The following is a 16,985-nucleotide window of genomic DNA, read 5'->3' as shown; positions in this document are numbered from 1 at the left end:
CGTCCACCCTCTCGGAACTGGAGTCCCCCGTGCGTGAAGTGCACGTCCCGCCACTCGTCGAGGTCGACCCGTCGTCGAACCTCACCGACCTCGTGGTCGACAACGCGGTGTCCGACCCCCACAAGGTGGTGTTCCGCCGGCCGGTCGCCGACCGCTGGCAGGACGTCACCGCCCGGGAGTTCCTCGCCGAGGTCACCGGGCTCGCCAAGGGGCTCATCGCCGCCGGGGTCCAGCCCGGCGACCGGGTGGGGCTGATGGCCCGGACCAGGTACGAGTGGACACTCATCGACTTCGCGAACTGGTTCGCCGGTGCGGTCACGGTCCCCATCTACGAGACCTCCTCCGCCGAGCAGGTCCAGTGGATCCTCGGCGACTCCGGCGCCGTCGCCTGCTTCGTCGAGACCTCCTCGCACGCCGCGACGGTGGCGAGCGCGCGAGACAAGCTGCCCGCCCTGCGAGACGTCTGGCAGATCGACAGCGGCGCGGTCGCCGAGGTCACCGCGGCCGGCACCGAGGTCGACGACGCCACGGTTGAGGAGCGACGCCGGATCGCCGGCCTGCACGACCTGGCGACGATCATCTACACCTCCGGCACGACCGGGCGGCCCAAGGGCTGCGAGCTGACCCACGGCAACTTCGTCGTGCTGTCCAAGAACGCCGTGGCCCGGCTGCACGAGGTCGTCGACTACAGAGTCGACGACACAGAGGCCTCGGCCCTGATGTTCCTGCCGCTGGCCCACGTGCTGGCCCGCTTCATCCAGGTCCTCAACGTCGCCGCGGCGGTGACGATGGGGCACACCCCCGACGTCAAGAACCTCATGCCGGACCTGGCGAGCTTCCGGCCCACCTACGTGCTGGCAGTCCCCAGGGTCTTCGAGAAGGTCTACAACTCCGCGGAGCAGAAGGCCGAGGCCGACGGCCGGGGCAACATCTTCCGCCGGGCCGCCGCGGTCGCCATCGACTACTCCCGGGCGCTGGACTCCGGTGGTCCCGGCCTGGGTCTGCGGATCCAGCACGCCGTCTTCGACCGGCTCGTCTACGGCAAGATCCGGCAGGCCCTCGGTGGCCGCGCGAAGTACGCGATCTCCGGCGGCGCGCCGCTCGGGGAGCGGCTGGGTCACTTCTTCCGCGGCATCGGTCTCGTCGTCCTCGAGGGCTACGGGCTCACCGAGACGACCGCACCGACCAGTGTCAACACCCCGGAGCTCATCAAGATCGGCACGGTGGGCCCGCAGCTGCCCGGCAACTCGGTGAAGATCGCCGACGACGGGGAGATCCTGATCAAGGGGCCGCACGTGTTCCGGGGCTACTGGAACAACGAGGCCGCGACGAAGGAGGCGTTCGACGAGGACGGCTGGTTCAAGACCGGGGACCTCGGCGAGCTCGACGAGGACGGCTTCCTGCGGATCACCGGGCGCAAGAAGGAGATCCTCGTGACCGCCGGCGGCAAGAACGTCGCCCCCGCGGCGCTGGAGGACCGGATCCGCGCGCACCCGCTGGTCGACCAGTGCCTCGTCATCGGGGACCAGAAGCCGTACATCGCGGCTCTGATCACCCTCGACCCGGAGATGCTGCCGACGTGGTTGTCGAACCACGGCAAGCCGGAGATGACCCCGGCCGAGGCCGCCCAGGACCCGGACGTGCGGGCGGCGATCCAGTCGGCCATCGACGAGGCGAACGCCTCGGTGTCGCGGGCGGAGTCGATCCGCAAGTTCGAGATCCTGCACAGCGAGCTCACCGAGGGGTCGGGTCACCTCACCCCGTCACTGAAGCTCAAGCGCAGCGAGGTGCTCAAGGACTTCGCGCACAAGGTGGACGAGATGTACAAGGCCTGACCGCTCGCGGTCAGGCTGTCGGACGGCGACTTCTGGCAATCGGCTGACAGCGCCGCAGCCGGTGAGCATGCTGGTGCGGGAGGGGGGAGGCCCGATCACGTCATGCCGTCCACGACGAACGGCCCAGAACGCTGGGGGCGCGAGCGAGTGACGCTGCCCGACCTGCCGGGCTGGGTGCGGGTCGGCCTGTGCCTGCTCGCGCTCGGCGTCGCCGCCGCGCAGGGAACCTTCACCGAGGTGCTGCCGTGGGCGCTCGGACTGGTCGTCCTCGAGGTCGTCGCGGCGCAGACCACCACGGACCGGCGGCGGCTGCAGGTGCTCACCGTGCAGACCGGGATGGTGCTGCTCGCCGTCGTCGTCGGCTACCCCGGACACGCCGCCCTCCTCCCGCTGCTGCTCGTACCCGCCTTCCGCGCCGGTGAGCAGCACGGGCTGCGGGCCGGGCTGGTGACGTCCGGCGTGCTCGCCGCAGTGACCGTCGGCCGCGCCGCAGCCGCCACCGGGTGGCACCTCGCCGCTGCCGGACCGTGGCTGCCCGCCGTGCAGTGGTCCGCCCTCGCGGTGGCCATCGCCCTGCTCGGTGGCTGGGCGTACGGCGCGACCGCCCGCTTTGACGCGCAGCGCCGCACCGACGCGGCGGCCGAGGAGGCCGGCCTGCTGCTGGGGCGGCTTCGGGACCTGGCACGACGGCTGCCCGCGGGGTTCGACGTCCCTGCCGTCGCGGAGATGCTCCTGGACACCGCCCTGGCCGCTGCACCCGCCGAGCGGGCCGCCGTCCTGGTCCAGATCGGACCCGACGAGGTGAGTCCGGTCGTCGTCCGGGGCGCCGACCGGGTGCCCTGGCGGGACCCGGTGAAGGAGCAGGGCACCGCGCACGAGGCCTGGGTGTCACGGCGGACCGTGCACGACGTCCGGGAGGCGGACGCCGCAGGCCGGCGGACAGGGTCCGCCGTGCTCGTCGTCCCGGTGGCCGACGGGGCCGACGAGCTGCTGGGTGTGCTCATTCTCGAACGACTCGCCGCCCGGCCGTTCTCCGCCGAGGAGGTTGGGGCGGTGGAGGCTGCCGTCCGCACCAGCGCCCCGCGGCTGCACGCGGCGATGGCGTTCGTCGAGCTCCGCACCTCAGCGAGGTGGCAGAGCGGGAACGGCTGGCCAGGGAGATGCACGACGGCGTGGCCCAGGACCTCGTCGCCCTCGGGTTCGCACTCGACCTCGTCCAGCGCCGGCTGCGCCAGCGCGACCCCGGGCTCGCCGGGGAGCTGCTCGTCGTCCGCCGACAGCTCAACCAGACCATCCAGGACATCCGGTACTCCATCGCCGCGCTGCGCACCTCGGTGCGCCCCGAACGGGGCCTCGGCGCTGCGCTGTCCGCCGCCGTGCAGAGCCTGGGCCCGGCCACCGGTGCCGCGGTGACCTCGGAGCTGAGGGAGTCGCCGTTCCGGCTGCCGGCTCACGTCGAGTCCGCGCTGATGCGCCTGGCGCAGGACTTCCTCACGGCGGTGCGCGGCGACCCGGACGTCACCCGGGTGCACGTGGCGCTGCGGACCGACCCTCCGGCCGCCGAGTTGGAGCTGCGCCACGACGGCAGGGCCCGCTGGGAACCGGCACCGGAGTTCGCCGCCGCGCTCGCCGGCCTCGGCGGGCGGATCACCACGACCGGGGCCGCTCAGGGCTGGGTCACCGCGCTGCGGATCGGCCCCGTCGACTCGGCCGCGGAGGACGGCGGCCTCCAGCCAGGGGTCGCAGGCGAAACCGCCGGGACCGCACGACCCGGGCCCGAGGGGACGGACGCGTTGCGATGACCCGCATCCTGCTGGTGGACGACCACACCGTGGTACGCGGCGGGATCCGCGCGATCCTCGACGCCGAGGAGGGGCTCGACGTCGTCGCCGAGGCGGACGGCGTGCAGAGCGGGTGGACGGCGCTGCTGGACGCGCGGCCCGACGTCCTGGTCTGCGACGTCTCCCTGGGCGACGGCAACGGGCTCGACCTGTGCCGCCGCGCCCGGCGGGAGATGCCCCGACTCGGCATCGTCGTGCTCACCATGCACGGCGACGACGACACCCTGTTCGCGGCCCTGGAGGCCGGCGCCACAGCCCTCGTCCTCAAGAGTGCCGGCCTGGACGACGTCGTCTCGGCAGTGCGCCGGGCAGCCACCGCCCCGGACACGTTCTCCGCCGCCGACCTGGCGGCGGCGGTGCGCCGGCGAGCCACCGACGACCGGCCGCGGCTGACACCCCGGGAGTCCGAGGTGCTCCACCTGCTCAAGGACGGTCTGTCCATCCACCAGGTGGCGCGCCGGCTCTACCTGTCGGAGTCCACGGTCAAGACCCACGTCGCCAAGGTCTACGACAAGCTGGGTGCGACGAACCGGGCCCAGGCGGTGATGAACGCCGTCCGGCTGCGGCTTATCCCCTCGGACTGAGCGCCGCGCGCTGCCCGGGCTGGCGGTCGTCGCCGCGACGATGCAGCTGGTCGGCGGGCCGTGAGGTCAACCCGGGTGGCCGGCGAGCAGGCGCTGCAGCCGGTCGGCCTGCTGGGACCACGACCACTTCTCCAGGACCCACTGGCGACCCCGGCGGGCGAAGTCGGCGGCGAGCCGGCGGTCGAGCAGCAGCCGGGTGACCCGGTCGGCGACGTCGACCACCCGCCGTCCGTCGACGACGAACCCGTTCTCGCCGTCCAGAACGGCGTCCGGAGCACCGCCTGAGCTGCCGGCGACGACCGGCAGTCCCGCCGCGGCCGCCTCCAGGTAGACGATGCCGAGCCCCTCGACCTCCAACCCGCCGAGCCGGGTCCGGCTCGGCATCGCGAACACGTCCCCGGCGGCGAAGTGGTGCTGGATCTCCCCCCACGGCACCCGCCCGGTGAGCACGACGTCCCGCTCCAGGCCGAGCTGGCGGACCAGGCGCTCGACCGCCGGCCGGTGAGGGCCGTCCCCGACGAGCAGCAGGGCGGCGTCCGGGACCCGGGCCCGAATCAGCGGCAGCGCCCGGACCAGCACGTCCTGTCCCTTGCGCGCGACCATCCGGGACACGCAGACGACCACCGGGCGGTCCTGCAGCCCGTGCCGGGCTCGGACGACGGTCCCGTCGACGTCCGGGTGAAAGACCTCCGGGTCGACGCCGGGGGTCAGCTGGACCATCCGGGCCCGGGCAGCCGGGCTCAGCGCCGGGGCGATGCGCGAGCGGGTGGACTCCCCGAGGTAAGTGACGACGTCGGTGCGCTCCCCGATCGCGTGCAGCGCCTGACGGGTCCCCGGGACCCCGGCCCACCACACCTCGTGCCCGTGCGTGGTGGCGACCGCCCGCCGCACACCGGCGGCACGCAGGGTGGGGGCCATCAGGGCCAGCGGTGCGGCGGCGCCGAACCAGACCCGGTCGCAGCCCTCGGCGCGGGCGAGGTCGGCGGCCCGGCGGGCGATCGCCGGGGTGGGGACCATGAACCGCGAGGAGTCCCGCACCACAGGGACGTCGAGGTGTGCGTCGAAGGCCCGGTCACCGGTTTGGCGAGCGGTGTGCACGACGACCGACCCGGCCGGCATCCGCTGCACCATCGCCAGCACGAACGACTCGATCCCTCCGGTCCGCGGCGGGAAGTCGTTCGTGACGACGAGGGTGCGCACGAGGCGCCACCCTACGAGGCGAGCTGAGTGAGGTACGCCTGCCACTCACGGGTGAACGCGGCCTCGTCGAGACCGAGGAGTGCGGTCAGGGCCTCGTCGACGGGGGTGCCCGCGGCGACGGTCCGGTAGAGGCCGACGAGCGCCTCCTCCCCCCAGCGCACCGCGACGAGGTCGGCGGCCAGCCACGACCCCGAGTAGGCGGGGGCGATGTCGCCGTGGGAGGGGTCGAAGTCAAGCCGGGTCGGCAGCGCCGCGGGCAGCTGGCCGGCGCGGACCCGGTCGAGGACGTCCTGGGCGATGACCTGCTTGGCGACCCCGGTGTCGCGGTACGCGACGTGGTCGGCGAACCCCTCACTGAGCCAGATCGGCACCGCCTCGGTCGTCGTCGCCCGCGTGGCCACGTGCGTGATCTCGTGGGTCAGCACGACCCGGCGCCCGAGCGGACCGAGCTGGTCGAACCCGGCCGGGTTCACCACGATGCGGTCGGCCGACTCCCCCGGGTCGTCGAGCCCGACCTCACCGGTGGTGACGGCGGCGATCTGCTCCAGGCCGGCGTCGTCGTCGCGCAGCAGCAGGCGAGCCATCTCCTCCTGGCTGCGGGGGACGAGGACGACGACGGTGCGCGGCCAGTCGCCGCCCCAGACCGCGTCGACGCGCACGGCGGCGTCGTCGGTCTCCGCGGCGTACCGGGTGAGGTCCGCCACCGGCGCGGTGCCGAGCACGAGCGAGCGCTGCCCCCGGACCACGTGCACCGGTCCGAGGTCCCACAGGTCCGGGGCGGTGTCGCCGTCCTGGTCGTCGGCGACGAACCAGTCGTCGCCCCGGCGGACGAGGGTGAGGTGCTGCTCCCGGCGGACCTCTCCGGTGGCGGTGCCAGCAGTGCCGGCGGACCCGGCGGACCCGGCGGGCCCGGCGCCGACGGGCCCGGCGCCGGCGGGCCCGGCACCGGCGGGCCCGGCACCGGTGTCCAGCCGGTAGACGAGCACGACGCGGGCGACCCAGGCCTCGGGTCCCAGGACGGCGCGCCGCTCGGCGGGCAGCGAAGGTCCCTCGCCGGCGTACTCGTACCGCCAGCCGGCCAGCGGCACCTCGGCGAGGTGGTCGAGGACCTGTGCCTGCCGGGCGGCGAACTCTCCGGCGGCGGGGTCGACCGTCGCCAGCCAGGCAGCGCGGTCACGGCGCAGGACGGCGTCCGCCCGGGCCGCCAGCAGCTCGTCGAGCGCCTGCAGGCGCAGCGCCGCCGGGTCGACCGAGGGAGTGAGGGGCCCGACCGTGCTCGGAGCCGACGGTCCTGCGCCGGTGCCGTCGCCGGACCCCGGCGCGGTCGCGGCTCCCGACCTCGCACTCGACTCACCGCCCGGCCCGAGTCGGACGGCCCCACCGCCCAGCAGCAGGCCAACGGCCACGAGCAGGGCGGCGAGCGCCGCGGTGACGACGACCGCGACCGAGGGACGGGCCCCACCCTCGCCGCGGTGCCCGGGCCGCACCCGCTCAGCCGGCCCGCGCCGCACCCCCTGCACGCCGCTCATCGTAGGTCGCCGGCACCAGTCGCAGCGGCGGCACCAGCCCAGAGTCGGCGAGCACGCCGATCGCGGCGCGCTCCTCGTCGTCCAGGACCACCGGCGCCTGCGACTCGGACCGGTCCAGCAGCACGGTGACGACACAGTCGGCACAGGCCACGTCCCGCACCACGCAGGTCTCGCAGTCGATGAGCACGTCGCGCGCACCTCCTCGTGCCGGGCGGGCTCTCCGCGCCGGCCCGACGGACGCTAGGCGGGACCACCGACAACGGTCTCCGGACGGTCTCGACCGCGTGGCGGTCCGCGGGGTTGTCGGTGGTCCCGCCTAGCGTTCCGGCCATGACCTCGTCGGTGCTCGCGCGGCCCTCCTCCGCCGTCGCGCGTGGCGGCGTGCCGGTCCAGACCACCCTGGACGAGCTCGGCACGCCGCTTCGCGACACGACCTTCGTCGTCGTCGACCTGGAGACCACCGGCGGGTCGCCGCAGACGAACGGCATCACCGAGATCGGCGCCGTCCGGGTGCGCGGCGGAGAGGTCCTCGGGGAGTTCCAGACGCTCGTCAACCCCGGGACCCCGATCCCGCCGTTCATCGCCCTGCTCACCGGGATCGACGACGCGATGGTCGCCCGGGCGCCGCGGATCGAGCAGGCGCTGCCCGCGTTCCTCGAGTTCGCCCGTGGCAGCGTCCTGGTCGCGCACAACGCCGGGTTCGACGTCGGCTTCCTCAAGGCGAACGCAGCCCGGCAGGAGATCCCGTGGCCGGGCTTCGAGGTGCTCGACACCGTCCGGATCGCGCGGCACGTCGTGACCGACGACGAGGCGCCGAACCGTAAGCTCGCCACCCTCGCCCGCCTCTTCGGCGCGACGACCACGCCCACGCACCGCGCCCTGGACGACGCACGGGCCACGGTCGACGTCCTGCACGCGATGATCGCCCGACTGGGCAACCTCGGGGTGACCTCCCTCGAGGAGCTCACGACCTTCACCTCCCGGGTCACCGCCGCGCAGCGGCGCAAGCGGCACCTCGCCGAGTCACTGCCGCACGCCCCTGGCGTCTACACGTTCAGCGACGACCGCGGGCGGGTGCTCTACGTGGGCACCTCCAAGGACATCCGCACCAGGGTGCGGTCGTACTTCACGGCGTCGGAGACCCGCAGCCGGATGGCAGAGATGGTCTCGGTCGCCGCGGCCGTCACCCCGATCGTGTGCGCCACCGCGTTGGAGGCGCAGGTACGCGAGCAGCGCCTCATCGCCGAGCACAAGCCGCGGTACAACCGCCGGTCCCGCCACCCGGAGCGGGCACCGTGGGTCAAGCTGACCGCCGAGCCCTTCCCCCGACTGTCCATCGTGCGCACGGTGGGCCCGGACGCGGAGCGCGGAGCGCAGTACCTCGGTCCGTTCGGGTCGGTCGCGGCGGCCGAGGCGGCGGTCGCGGCCTTGCACGAGGCGTTCCGGCTGCGGCAGTGCACGCGCCGGTTGCCGCTACGCCCCTCCCCCACGGCGAGCGCCTGCGTGCTGGCCGAGATGGGCCGGTGCGGAGCGCCGTGCACCGGAGACCAGTCGCGGGACGACTACGGCGGGATCGTGACCGCCGTCCGGGACGCGCTCACCGGTGACCTGCGGGACGTCGTGGAGTGCCTGCTCGAGCGGATCGCCGGGCTCTCCGCGGCGCAGCGGTTCGAGGACGCCGCCACCCACCGCGACCGGCTGCTCGTGCTCGTCCGGGCAGCCGCCCGCACCCAGCGGATCACTCCGCTGGCCCGCACCCCTGAGCTCGTGGCCGCCCGCCGCGCCGATGCCGGCGGGTGGGAGGTGGTCGTCGTCCGGTTCGGCCGGCTGGCCGGGACGACGGTGACACCGGCGGGCCAGGACCCGACGCCCTACATCGAGGCCCTGCGCTCGACCGCCGAGCACGTGACCCGCCCGGTCGGGCCAGTCCCGGCCGCGCACCCGGAGGAGACCGAGACGATCCTGCGCTGGCTGGAGTCCCCGGGAGTCCGGCTGGTGTCCCTCGACGGGCAGTGGGCGAGCCCGGTGCACGGTGCAGGCGCTGCCCGGGCCCGGCTCGACCCGCTCGGGTCCGCCCGGGCGGCCGCCACGCCGTTTCCCGAGACACCGCACTGGGGGGCGGTGCGCGCGCCCCGACGAGCCGGGTGACCGCAGTAGGGTGACGCCGTGATCACCGCCATCGTGCTCATCGACACCGACGTCGACCGCATCCCTGAGGCGGCGCAGGAGATCGCCGAGATCGAGCAGGTCTCCGAGGTCTTCTCCGTCACCGGCGACACCGACCTCATCGCGATGGTCCGAGTGGCCGAGCACGAGCAGCTCGCCGACGTCATCGCCGACCGCGTCTCCAAGGTCCCCGGCGTCCGCAAGACGAAGACCTTCATCGCCTTCCGCACCTACTCCCGGCACGACCTCGAGGCAGCCTTCGCCATCGGCCTCGACGGCGACTGACTCTCTCTCCCCCCTCTCCTGACCCCTCTTCGTGATCATGCAATCCCGCCACCCCCGCGCCCCCCTCCCCTGACCCCTCTTCGTGATCATGCAATCCCGCCACCAGCCCCCACTGCCCGCTCGCGGAATGCTGGGTTGGTGGCACGACACGCCGGCAATGCCGCGCCCAGCTCAGCATTCTGTGGTGATGCTCACCGACCGTGTGCGGTCGCTCGTGTGGCCGTCCACGGAGCCGGCGGTAGCCTGGTGACGTTCGGCGAAGAGCAGGCACTGGTGCCACCGGCGAGCACGAGGCCCTTCGCCGCCGGAACGAACAGTCCGGCCCCGACGACGCCGCGACGGCGCGCCTCTCACGACGTGCCCGCAGCCGCGGCTCGGGCCCTGGCACGACCGAGTGGAAAGGGAAGAACGCATGAAGCACGTCACCCTGGGAACCGCAGGACTGGACGTCTCACGTCTCGGCTTGGGCTGTATGGGCATGTCCGCGTTCTACACCGGCAGCGGCACCAGCGACTCCGAGTCGATCGCCACCATCCACCGGGCACTGGATCTCGGCGTCACGTTCTTCGACACCGCTGAGATGTACGGGCCCTACACCAACGAGGAGCTGCTGGGACGAGCCCTGGGCCGCCGCCGCTCGGAGGTAGTGGTCGCCACCAAGTTCGGCACCATCTCCCACCGCGCCGGCGACACCCCTGGGCTGGACGGCAGCGCGGAGAACGTACGGCTGTCGGTGGAGGGTTCACTGAGGCGGTTGAACACCGACTACATCGACCTGTACTACCAGCACCGCGTGGACCCGGCCACCCCCGTGGAGGAGACCATGGGGGCCTTGGCCGAGCTGGTCCAGGAGGGCAAGATTCTTCACGTCGGACTCTCGGAGGCCGCCCCGGAGACCATCCGCCGAGCCCACGCGGTCCACCCGGTGACCGCGCTGCAGACCGAGTACTCGCTGTGGACGCGTGACCCCGAGGAAGAGATCCTCCCCACCGTCCGGGAACTGGGCATCGGATTCGTGCCCTACTCCCCACTGGGACGTGGCTTCCTCACCGGCACGATCCGCTCCGTGGAGCAGCTGGACGAGCAGGACTTCCGCCGCCACAACCCGCGCTTCGCCGGGGAGAACCTCAAGCACAACATCCGGATCGTCGAGCAGGTCGACGCGGTGGCCGCCGAGCTGGGCGTGAAGCCCGGGCAGGTCGCCTTGGCCTGGCTGCTCGCCCAGGGTGACGACATCGCACCCATTCCCGGTACCAAGCGGGTGGCTTATCTCGAGGAGAACGTCGCGGCGGACGCCATCGAGCTGACCACCGACCAGCTGGCCGCCCTCGACAAGGTGGCTGCCCCGGTGGGTGACCGCTACGAGGACATGTCCACCGTCAACCGCTAGAGGCCCGCACGCCGGCGGCCGCTCCGGGCCGTCACCCACCGGAGCGACGAGCAGGTGCGGCTTGGTGACCGTGGCGGCCATGTCGGGTCAGGCGCCTGGACCACAGAATGCTGCGCCCCGCACGGCCTAGCCGGCGTGTCGCGCCACCAACCCAGCATCCTGTGAGCCGGACCCGCTACCCGGTGGGTGGCGGGATTGCATGATCACGAGGGGGCGTGCGGGGGTGGCGGGATTGCATGATCACGGGGGGGATTACTGCGTGGCGGCGACCCAGCGGTCGAGGACGGCGCGGGCGGCGCCGTCGTCCACGGATCGCTCTGCCTCGGCCAGGCCGGCCTGGAGCCGCTCCGTCAGGTCGCCCTGACCAACCCCGGCGGCCACCAGCGCCGCGGCGGCGTTGAGCAGCACGGCGTCCCGCACCGGACCGCGTTCGCCGTCCAGGACCCGGCGGGCGACGTCCGCGTTGTGCCGAGCGTCCGCGCCGCGCAGGTCCTCCACGCTCGCTCGGGGCACGCCGAGGTCGACCGGGTCGACGAGCTGCTCGCGGACGGTGCCGCTGGTCACCTCCCACACCCTGGTGGGGGCGGTCGGTGTCAGCTCGTCGAGCCCGTCCTCTCCCCGAAAGACCAGAGCCGACGTGCCCCGCGCGGCGAGCACCCCGGCCATGAGCGGCGCCATCCGCAGGTCCGCCACCCCGACCGCGCAGGCCTGGGGTCGCGCCGGGTTCGTCAGCGGCCCGAGAAAGTTGAAGGCGGTCGGCACCCCGAGCTCACGCCGAGGCACTGCCGCGTGCCGGAACGACGGGTGGAAGACCTGCGCGAAGCAGAACGTGATGCCGACCTCGGTGGCGACCTCCTGCACCCGGGCAGGCGGCAGGTCCAGCCGGACGCCGAGGGCCTCCAGGACGTCAGCCGACCCGCAGGCGGACGACGCAGCCCGGTTTCCGTGCTTGACGACGGTGCGTCCGGTGCCGGCGACCACGAGCGTGGCCATCGTCGAGATGTTCACCGTGTGAGCGCGGTCGCCGCCGGTACCGACGACGTCGACGAGCGGACCGGGGACGTCGATGGGGACGGCGTGCTCGAGCATGGCCGAGGCGAGCCCGTCGAGCTCCGCGACCGTCTCCCCCTTGGCGCGGAGCGCGACGAGGAACCCCGCGAGCTGGGCCGGCGTGGCCCGCTCGGTCATCACCTGCTCCATGGCCCAGGCGGTGTCCGCCGCCGCGAGGTCGTGCCCGGCCAGCAGGTCAGCGATCAGCTGAGGCCAGCTGCGCACGGGCTCAGCCGGCCCGGACGCCGCCGAGGCGGGTGCGAGCCAGCCCGACCAGCGCCTCGGTGAGGTCGAACGGGTCCAGCGGGTGCGGCACCGCGGCGTCCGCGAGCGACCAGGCCGCGAGCCACGCGTCCTGGGGACGCCCAGTGAGGACGAGAATGGGGGGACAGCGGTAGATCTCGTTCTTGAGCTGCCGGCACAGGCCCATCCCACCGGTCGGGGCCGCCTCGCCGTCCAGGACGGCGACGTCCACGAGGCCGGCGTCCATCCGCTCGATGACGGCGGGTGCCGTGGCGCACTCGAACCACTCCACCGGCGGCAGGTCCCGGGCCGGCCGACGGCCGACGGCCAACTGCACCGCGTTGCGGGTGTCGATGTCGTCGCTGTAGAGCAGGACGCGCAGCGGCTGCTCGCGTGCCGGGGGTCCGTCGCCGGGGAAGCTGTCCACGCCCGGGATGCTACCGACCCGGACGGCGCGGACCGCAGGGCACGCCGGACAATCCGGGGGTGGTCCCCCGCCAGGGGGGCTTCATGGCCATAATGACGCCCGTGTCGACAGCAACCACGGCGCACGCCGCTGCTCCGGTAACCGTCAACCGGCCCAACACGGTCGCGGTCGGGACCATCGTGTGGCTGTCCAGCGAGCTGATGTTCTTCGCTGGGCTGTTCGCGATGTACTTCACGATCCGGGCCGTCGAGCCGGGGCTGTGGGTGAGCGAGCCGGAGAAGCTGAACCTGCCGTTCTCCACGGTCAACACCCTCGTCCTCGTGGCGAGCTCGTTCACCTGCCAGATGGGGGTGTTCGCGGCCGAGCGGTTCCAGCCGCAGCGCACCGGTGGCCTGCTGGACGTCCGCCGCTGGGGCATGGTCGAGTGGTACGTCCTGACCTTCCTCATGGGGTCGGTGTTCATCGCCGGCCAGGTCTACGAGTACGCCGTGCTCGTCACCGAGGGGGTGACGATCGCGAGCAGCCCCTACGGCTCCGTCTTCTACCTGACCACGGGCTTCCACGGGTTGCACGTGCTCGGCGGCCTCATCGCCTTCCTGATGATCATCGGGCGGGCGTTCGCCGTCCGGCGGTTCGGTCATCGCGAAGCCACCAGCGCGATCGTGACCTCGTACTACTGGCACTTCGTCGACGTGGTCTGGATCGGCCTGTTCATCATCATCTACGTCATCCAGTAGCCGTACCCGTCCCCCGCCCGCACCTGAACGACCTCTCCAGAGACGAGGGATCCGCAGTGACAGCACTCGCCGCCCGCCGGCGCCACCCGCTCGCCACGGTGGTGCTGCTCCTCCTGGCCCTCCTGGTGACCGGCGCCGCCTACGCGACCGTCGCCCCGCGGGAGGCGACCGCGAGCACCACGGCCGGCGCCGACGACGTCGAGGCCGGCCAGGAGCTGTTCCTAGCGAACTGCGCGACCTGCCACGGCACCCAGGCCGAGGGCACCCGTAACGGCCCGAGCCTCATCGGGGTGGGCGCGGCCGCCGTCCACTTCCAGGTCGGCACCGGGCGGATGCCGCTGCAGAAGACCGACGTCCAGGCCCCGCGCCGTGGTCCCGGCGAGTTCAGCGAGGACGAGATCCGCCAGCTGGCGGCCTACGTCGCCTCCCTGGGCCCCGGGCCCGCCATCCCGGACGACGAGTACGTCCAGCCGCTCGACGACCCCGACCGGATCGCCGAGGGCTACGAGCTGTTCCGGGTCAACTGCGCGATGTGCCACAACGTCGTCGGTGCCGGCGGCGCCCTGACCCGCGGCAAGTACGCCCCGGGGCTCATGGACGTCGAGCCCGTGCACATCTACGAAGCCATGCAGACCGGGCCGCAGGCGATGCCGGTGTTCAACGACGCGAACATCACCCCCGACGAGAAGCAGAGCATCATCAGCTACCTCAAGAACGTCGAGGAGCGCTCACCTGCCGGCGGCTGGTCGCTCGGCTCGATCGGACCGGTGAGCGAGGGCCTGTTCGTCTGGGTGGGCCTGCTCGGCCTGCTCATCGGCGCCGCGGTGTGGCTGGGGGCGAAGTCCTCGTGAGCACGCCGACGCCTCCGCCCGGTAACGACCACTCGAAGGACACGATGAGCAGCGAGCAGGAGCCCGGCACGGACGTCGCCGCACGCACCGAGGCGCCCGACCGTTTCGAGAACCCCGGCCTGCCGGCCCACCGGCACCGGCTGGCGGACACCGACCCACGGGCCGCGAAGCGCGCCGAGCGCCAGGTGGCCCTGCTGTTCGGCCTGTCCGCGCTCGGCAGCATCCTGCTCATCGTCACGTACTTCGCCGTCCCCCTGGACGGCACCTTCGCCACCCTGTTCAAGTCCAACCTCGGGCTTGGTCTGGGCCTCGGCCTGGCGATGTTCGGGATCGGCGTCGGCGCCATCCACTGGGCCAAGACGCTGATGCCGGACACCGAGCGGATCGAGATGCGCCACCCGATGCGGGGCAGCGACGAGGACCGCGAGGCTGCCGCCGAGATCCTGGCCCTGGGGGCGCAGGAGTCCGGCCTGGGCCGTCGTGCGCTGCTGCGCAACTCGCTCATCGGGGCGGCCGCGCTGGCCCCGCTGCCGGCCCTCCTGCTGCTCGGCGACCTGGGTCCGTTGCCCCAGGACAAGCTGGCGCACACGTTCTGGGAGCGCGGCAAGCGGCTCGCCCGGGACCCGTCCGGGACTCCGATCAAGGCCTCGGAGGTCACCCGAGGGTCGGTCTACCACGTGATGCCGGAGGGCATCGAGGACGCCGAGCACCCGCTCGAGGAGAAGGCGAAGGCCGCCGTCCTGCTCATCCGGCTCGATCCCCAGGACGTCGAGCCGATGCCCGGGCGGGAAGGCTGGGACGTCGACGGCATCTACGCGTACTCGAAGATCTGCACGCACGTCGGCTGCCCGGTCGCCCTCTACGAGCAGACGACGCACCACCTGCTCTGCCCCTGCCACCAGTCGACCTTCGACGTCGAGCAGCACTGCAAGGTGATCTTCGGTCCGGCGAAGCGACCGTTGCCACAGCTACCCATCACCGTGGACGACGAGGGGTACCTCGTCGCGCAGAGCGACTTCCACGAACCTGTCGGCCCGAGCTTCTGGGAGCGCGGATGAGCACCACGACGACCTCCGGCGCCACGGGATCGGTGGCCGACTTCCTCGACACCCGGCTCGGCGCCTCCAAGGCGGTCCGTGGCCTGGCCCGCAAGATCTTCCCTGACCACTGGTCGTTCCTGCTCGGGGAGATCGCCCTCTACAGCTTCATCGTCCTGCTGCTGTCGGGCACGTTCCTCACCCTGTGGTTCAACCCGAGCATGGGCCTGGTCACCTACGAGGGCAGCTACGCCCCGATGAACGGCCTGGAGATGTCCGAGGCCTTCGCCTCGACGCTGCACCTGTCCTTCGACGTCCGCGGCGGGCTGCTCATGCGGCAGATCCACCACTGGGCCGCGCTCCTGTTCGTCGCCTCGATGGTCGTGCACATGTTCCGGGTGTTCTTCACCGGGGCGTTCCGCAAGCCGCGCGAGGTCAACTGGATGATCGGCTCGGTGCTGACCCTGCTCGGCATCGCGGCCGGCTTCACCGGCTACTCGCTGCCGGACGACATGCTCTCGGGCAACGGCCTGCGGATCATCGACGGCATCATCAAGGCGATCCCGGTGGTCGGCACCTACCTGTCGTTCTTCATCTTCGGCGGCGAGTTCCCCGGAGAGGCCATCATCCCGCGGTTGTTCATCGCGCACGTGCTGCTGATCCCCGGCATCCTGCTCGCCCTCATCGGGGCTCACCTGGGACTGGTGTTCCTGCAGAAGCACACCCAGTACCCGGGGCCGGGCCGCACCAACGACAACGTCGTCGGCTACCCGCTCATGCCGGTGTACATGGCCAAGGCCGGCGGCTTCTTCTTCGTCGTGTTCGGTCTCATCGCGCTCGTCGCGGCCACAGTGCAGATCAACGCGGTCTGGAACTACGGCCCGTACGACCCCTCCCCCATCAGCGCCGGAACCCAACCGGACTGGTACGTCGGCTTCCTCGACGGCGCGCTGCGGCTCATGCCCGGGTGGGAGTGGACCGTCCTGGGGTTCACGCTGTCGTTCAACATCCTCATCCCGGCGGTGATCCTGCCGGGCCTGATGGTGACGGCCCTCGTCGCCTACCCCTTCATCGAGGCCGCGGCCACCGGCGACAAGCGGGAGCACCACCTGCTGGACCGCCCCCGCAACAACCCGACCCGCACCGGCCTGGGGGTCATGGCGATCACGTTCTACGGGATCCTGTGGGCCAACGGTGGCAATGACATCATCGCCACGTCGCTGAACATGTCCATCAACGACCTCATGTGGATCTTCCGCATCGGGCTCATCGTGCTCCCGCCGATCGCCTTCTGGGTCACCAAGCGGATCGCTCTCGGCCTGCAGCGCAAGGACCGCGAGCTTGCTCTGCACGGCCGCGAGACCGGGCGCGTGGTACGGACGGCGGACGGCGAGTACTTCGAGGTCCACGAGCCGCTCAGTGAGCAGGAGCGGTGGGTGCTCGTCCAGCACCCGGTCTACCGACCGCTGGAGATCGAGCCGGAGGTCGACGAGAACGGCGTGCGCCGGCCCGGCGCCCGCCGGGACCGGTGGCGCCAGCGGCTGTCGCGGTTCTACTTCGAGGACCGGGTGGAGCCGCCCACGCCGGCGGAGATCGAGGCCGCCCAGCGGCACGGGACCCACGGCGAGGTGGAGACCTCCGACATCCAGGAGGCCGTGGCCTCCCAGCCTCACCGCTGAGAGCCTGCGGTCGGCGACGTCCACGACGACCAAAGTGGCTCTTCGCAGTTGACGGTGTAGGTGGCGACGGCGCGTCGTTGGCCGGGTAGGGGTCGAGGTCTTCCGATGATGGGAGTTCTGACGCTGCCCAT

15 protein-coding genes and 1 pseudogene are annotated in these 16,985 nt (G+C 72.4%); 11 read left to right on the top strand and 5 right to left on the bottom strand.

The features are described 5' to 3' along the window. Positions 1-29 precede the first annotated feature (29 nt). The 4 genes and pseudogenes from ACFP6A_RS09410 to ACFP6A_RS09395 all read left to right on the top strand — a co-directional run bounded on the left by ACFP6A_RS09410 (position 30) and on the right by ACFP6A_RS09395 (position 4,260). Positions 30-1,835 (top strand): AMP-dependent synthetase/ligase, encoded by a 1,806-nt coding sequence (locus ACFP6A_RS09410; protein WP_379603258.1) that lies wholly within the window; start codon positions 30-32, stop codon positions 1,833-1,835. 1,160 nt (positions 1,836-2,995) lie between these two features. Continuing rightward, a pseudogene (locus tag ACFP6A_RS09405) lies at positions 2,996-3,109 on the top strand (hypothetical protein); the annotation flags it as partial. 135 nt (positions 3,110-3,244) lie between these two features. Next, complete coding sequence (locus ACFP6A_RS09400) at positions 3,245-3,637, top strand: hypothetical protein (RefSeq protein ID WP_379603504.1); 393 nt, start codon at positions 3,245-3,247, stop codon at positions 3,635-3,637. After that, on the top strand, positions 3,634-4,260 hold the full coding sequence (locus ACFP6A_RS09395; RefSeq protein ID WP_379603257.1) for a response regulator: 627 nt from the start codon (positions 3,634-3,636) through the stop codon (positions 4,258-4,260). Before ACFP6A_RS09400 ends, ACFP6A_RS09395 begins: the two co-directional genes overlap by 4 nt. Before the next feature lie 66 nt (positions 4,261-4,326). Here the strand turns inward: ACFP6A_RS09395 and ACFP6A_RS09390 are convergent, their stop codons facing one another. The 3 genes from ACFP6A_RS09390 to ACFP6A_RS09380 are packed head-to-tail and all read right to left on the bottom strand — an operon-like array spanning position 4,327 to position 7,176. Beyond that, positions 4,327-5,460, bottom strand: coding sequence for a glycosyltransferase family 4 protein (locus ACFP6A_RS09390; protein ID WP_379603256.1), 1,134 nt, complete (start codon positions 5,458-5,460; stop codon positions 4,327-4,329). 11 nt (positions 5,461-5,471) lie between these two features. Beyond that, the gene (locus tag ACFP6A_RS09385) at positions 5,472-6,989 is read right to left on the bottom strand and encodes a peptidase MA family metallohydrolase (RefSeq protein WP_379603255.1); all 1,518 of its coding nucleotides are present in this window, start codon (positions 6,987-6,989) and stop codon (positions 5,472-5,474) included. After that, a complete protein-coding gene (locus tag ACFP6A_RS09380; RefSeq protein WP_379603254.1) occupies positions 6,952-7,176 on the bottom strand; it encodes a hypothetical protein in 225 nt (74 codons plus the stop codon). The genes ACFP6A_RS09385 and ACFP6A_RS09380 overlap by 38 nt, the downstream gene beginning before the upstream one ends. A gap of 143 nt (positions 7,177-7,319) precedes the next feature. Between ACFP6A_RS09380 and ACFP6A_RS09375 the strand changes: the two genes are divergently transcribed. The 3 genes from ACFP6A_RS09375 (at position 7,320) to ACFP6A_RS09365 (ending at position 10,830) form a co-directional block, all read left to right on the top strand. Then, entirely contained in the window at positions 7,320-9,137 is a 1,818-nt protein-coding gene (locus ACFP6A_RS09375) for a DEDD exonuclease domain-containing protein (RefSeq protein WP_379603253.1), read from the top strand. An 18-nt stretch (positions 9,138-9,155) separates the two neighbouring features. Further along, on the top strand, positions 9,156-9,440 hold the full coding sequence (locus tag ACFP6A_RS09370) for an Lrp/AsnC family transcriptional regulator (RefSeq protein ID WP_379603252.1): 285 nt from the start codon (positions 9,156-9,158) through the stop codon (positions 9,438-9,440). A 412-nt stretch (positions 9,441-9,852) separates the two neighbouring features. Further along, positions 9,853-10,830, top strand: a complete 978-nt coding sequence (locus tag ACFP6A_RS09365; protein ID WP_379603251.1) for an aldo/keto reductase — start codon at positions 9,853-9,855, stop codon at positions 10,828-10,830. Between the two features lie 252 nt (positions 10,831-11,082). On the opposite strand, the gene trpD is transcribed toward ACFP6A_RS09365, so the two are convergent. Further along, a complete protein-coding gene (gene trpD / locus ACFP6A_RS09360) occupies positions 11,083-12,105 on the bottom strand; it encodes an anthranilate phosphoribosyltransferase (RefSeq protein WP_379603250.1) in 1,023 nt (340 codons plus the stop codon). Positions 12,106-12,109: 4 nt separating this feature from the next. Beyond that, entirely contained in the window at positions 12,110-12,550 is a 441-nt protein-coding gene (locus tag ACFP6A_RS09355) for a hypothetical protein (RefSeq protein WP_379603249.1), read from the bottom strand. A gap of 92 nt (positions 12,551-12,642) precedes the next feature. Between ACFP6A_RS09355 and ACFP6A_RS09350 the strand changes: the two genes are divergently transcribed. From ACFP6A_RS09350 to ACFP6A_RS09335, 4 genes are read left to right on the top strand one after another with little or no spacing between them, the layout of a single operon-like run. Further along, positions 12,643-13,287, top strand: a complete 645-nt coding sequence (locus tag ACFP6A_RS09350) for a heme-copper oxidase subunit III (RefSeq protein ID WP_379603488.1) — start codon at positions 12,643-12,645, stop codon at positions 13,285-13,287. A gap of 56 nt (positions 13,288-13,343) precedes the next feature. Beyond that, positions 13,344-14,138, top strand: a complete 795-nt coding sequence (locus ACFP6A_RS09345; RefSeq protein ID WP_379603248.1) for a c-type cytochrome — start codon at positions 13,344-13,346, stop codon at positions 14,136-14,138. A 44-nt stretch (positions 14,139-14,182) separates the two neighbouring features. Beyond that, positions 14,183-15,196, top strand: a complete 1,014-nt coding sequence (locus ACFP6A_RS09340) for a Rieske 2Fe-2S domain-containing protein (RefSeq protein ID WP_379603487.1) — start codon at positions 14,183-14,185, stop codon at positions 15,194-15,196. After that, entirely contained in the window at positions 15,193-16,854 is a 1,662-nt protein-coding gene (locus ACFP6A_RS09335; RefSeq protein WP_379603247.1) for a cytochrome bc complex cytochrome b subunit, read from the top strand. The genes ACFP6A_RS09340 and ACFP6A_RS09335 overlap by 4 nt, the downstream gene beginning before the upstream one ends. The last annotated feature ends 131 nt before the right edge of the window (positions 16,855-16,985 follow it).

This window comes from Quadrisphaera sp. GCM10027208 (assembly GCF_042658805.1).
Taxonomy (GTDB): Bacteria; Actinomycetota; Actinomycetes; order Actinomycetales; family SCSIO-59966; genus SCSIO-59966.
This window is presented reverse-complemented; position numbering and strand designations above follow the sequence as displayed.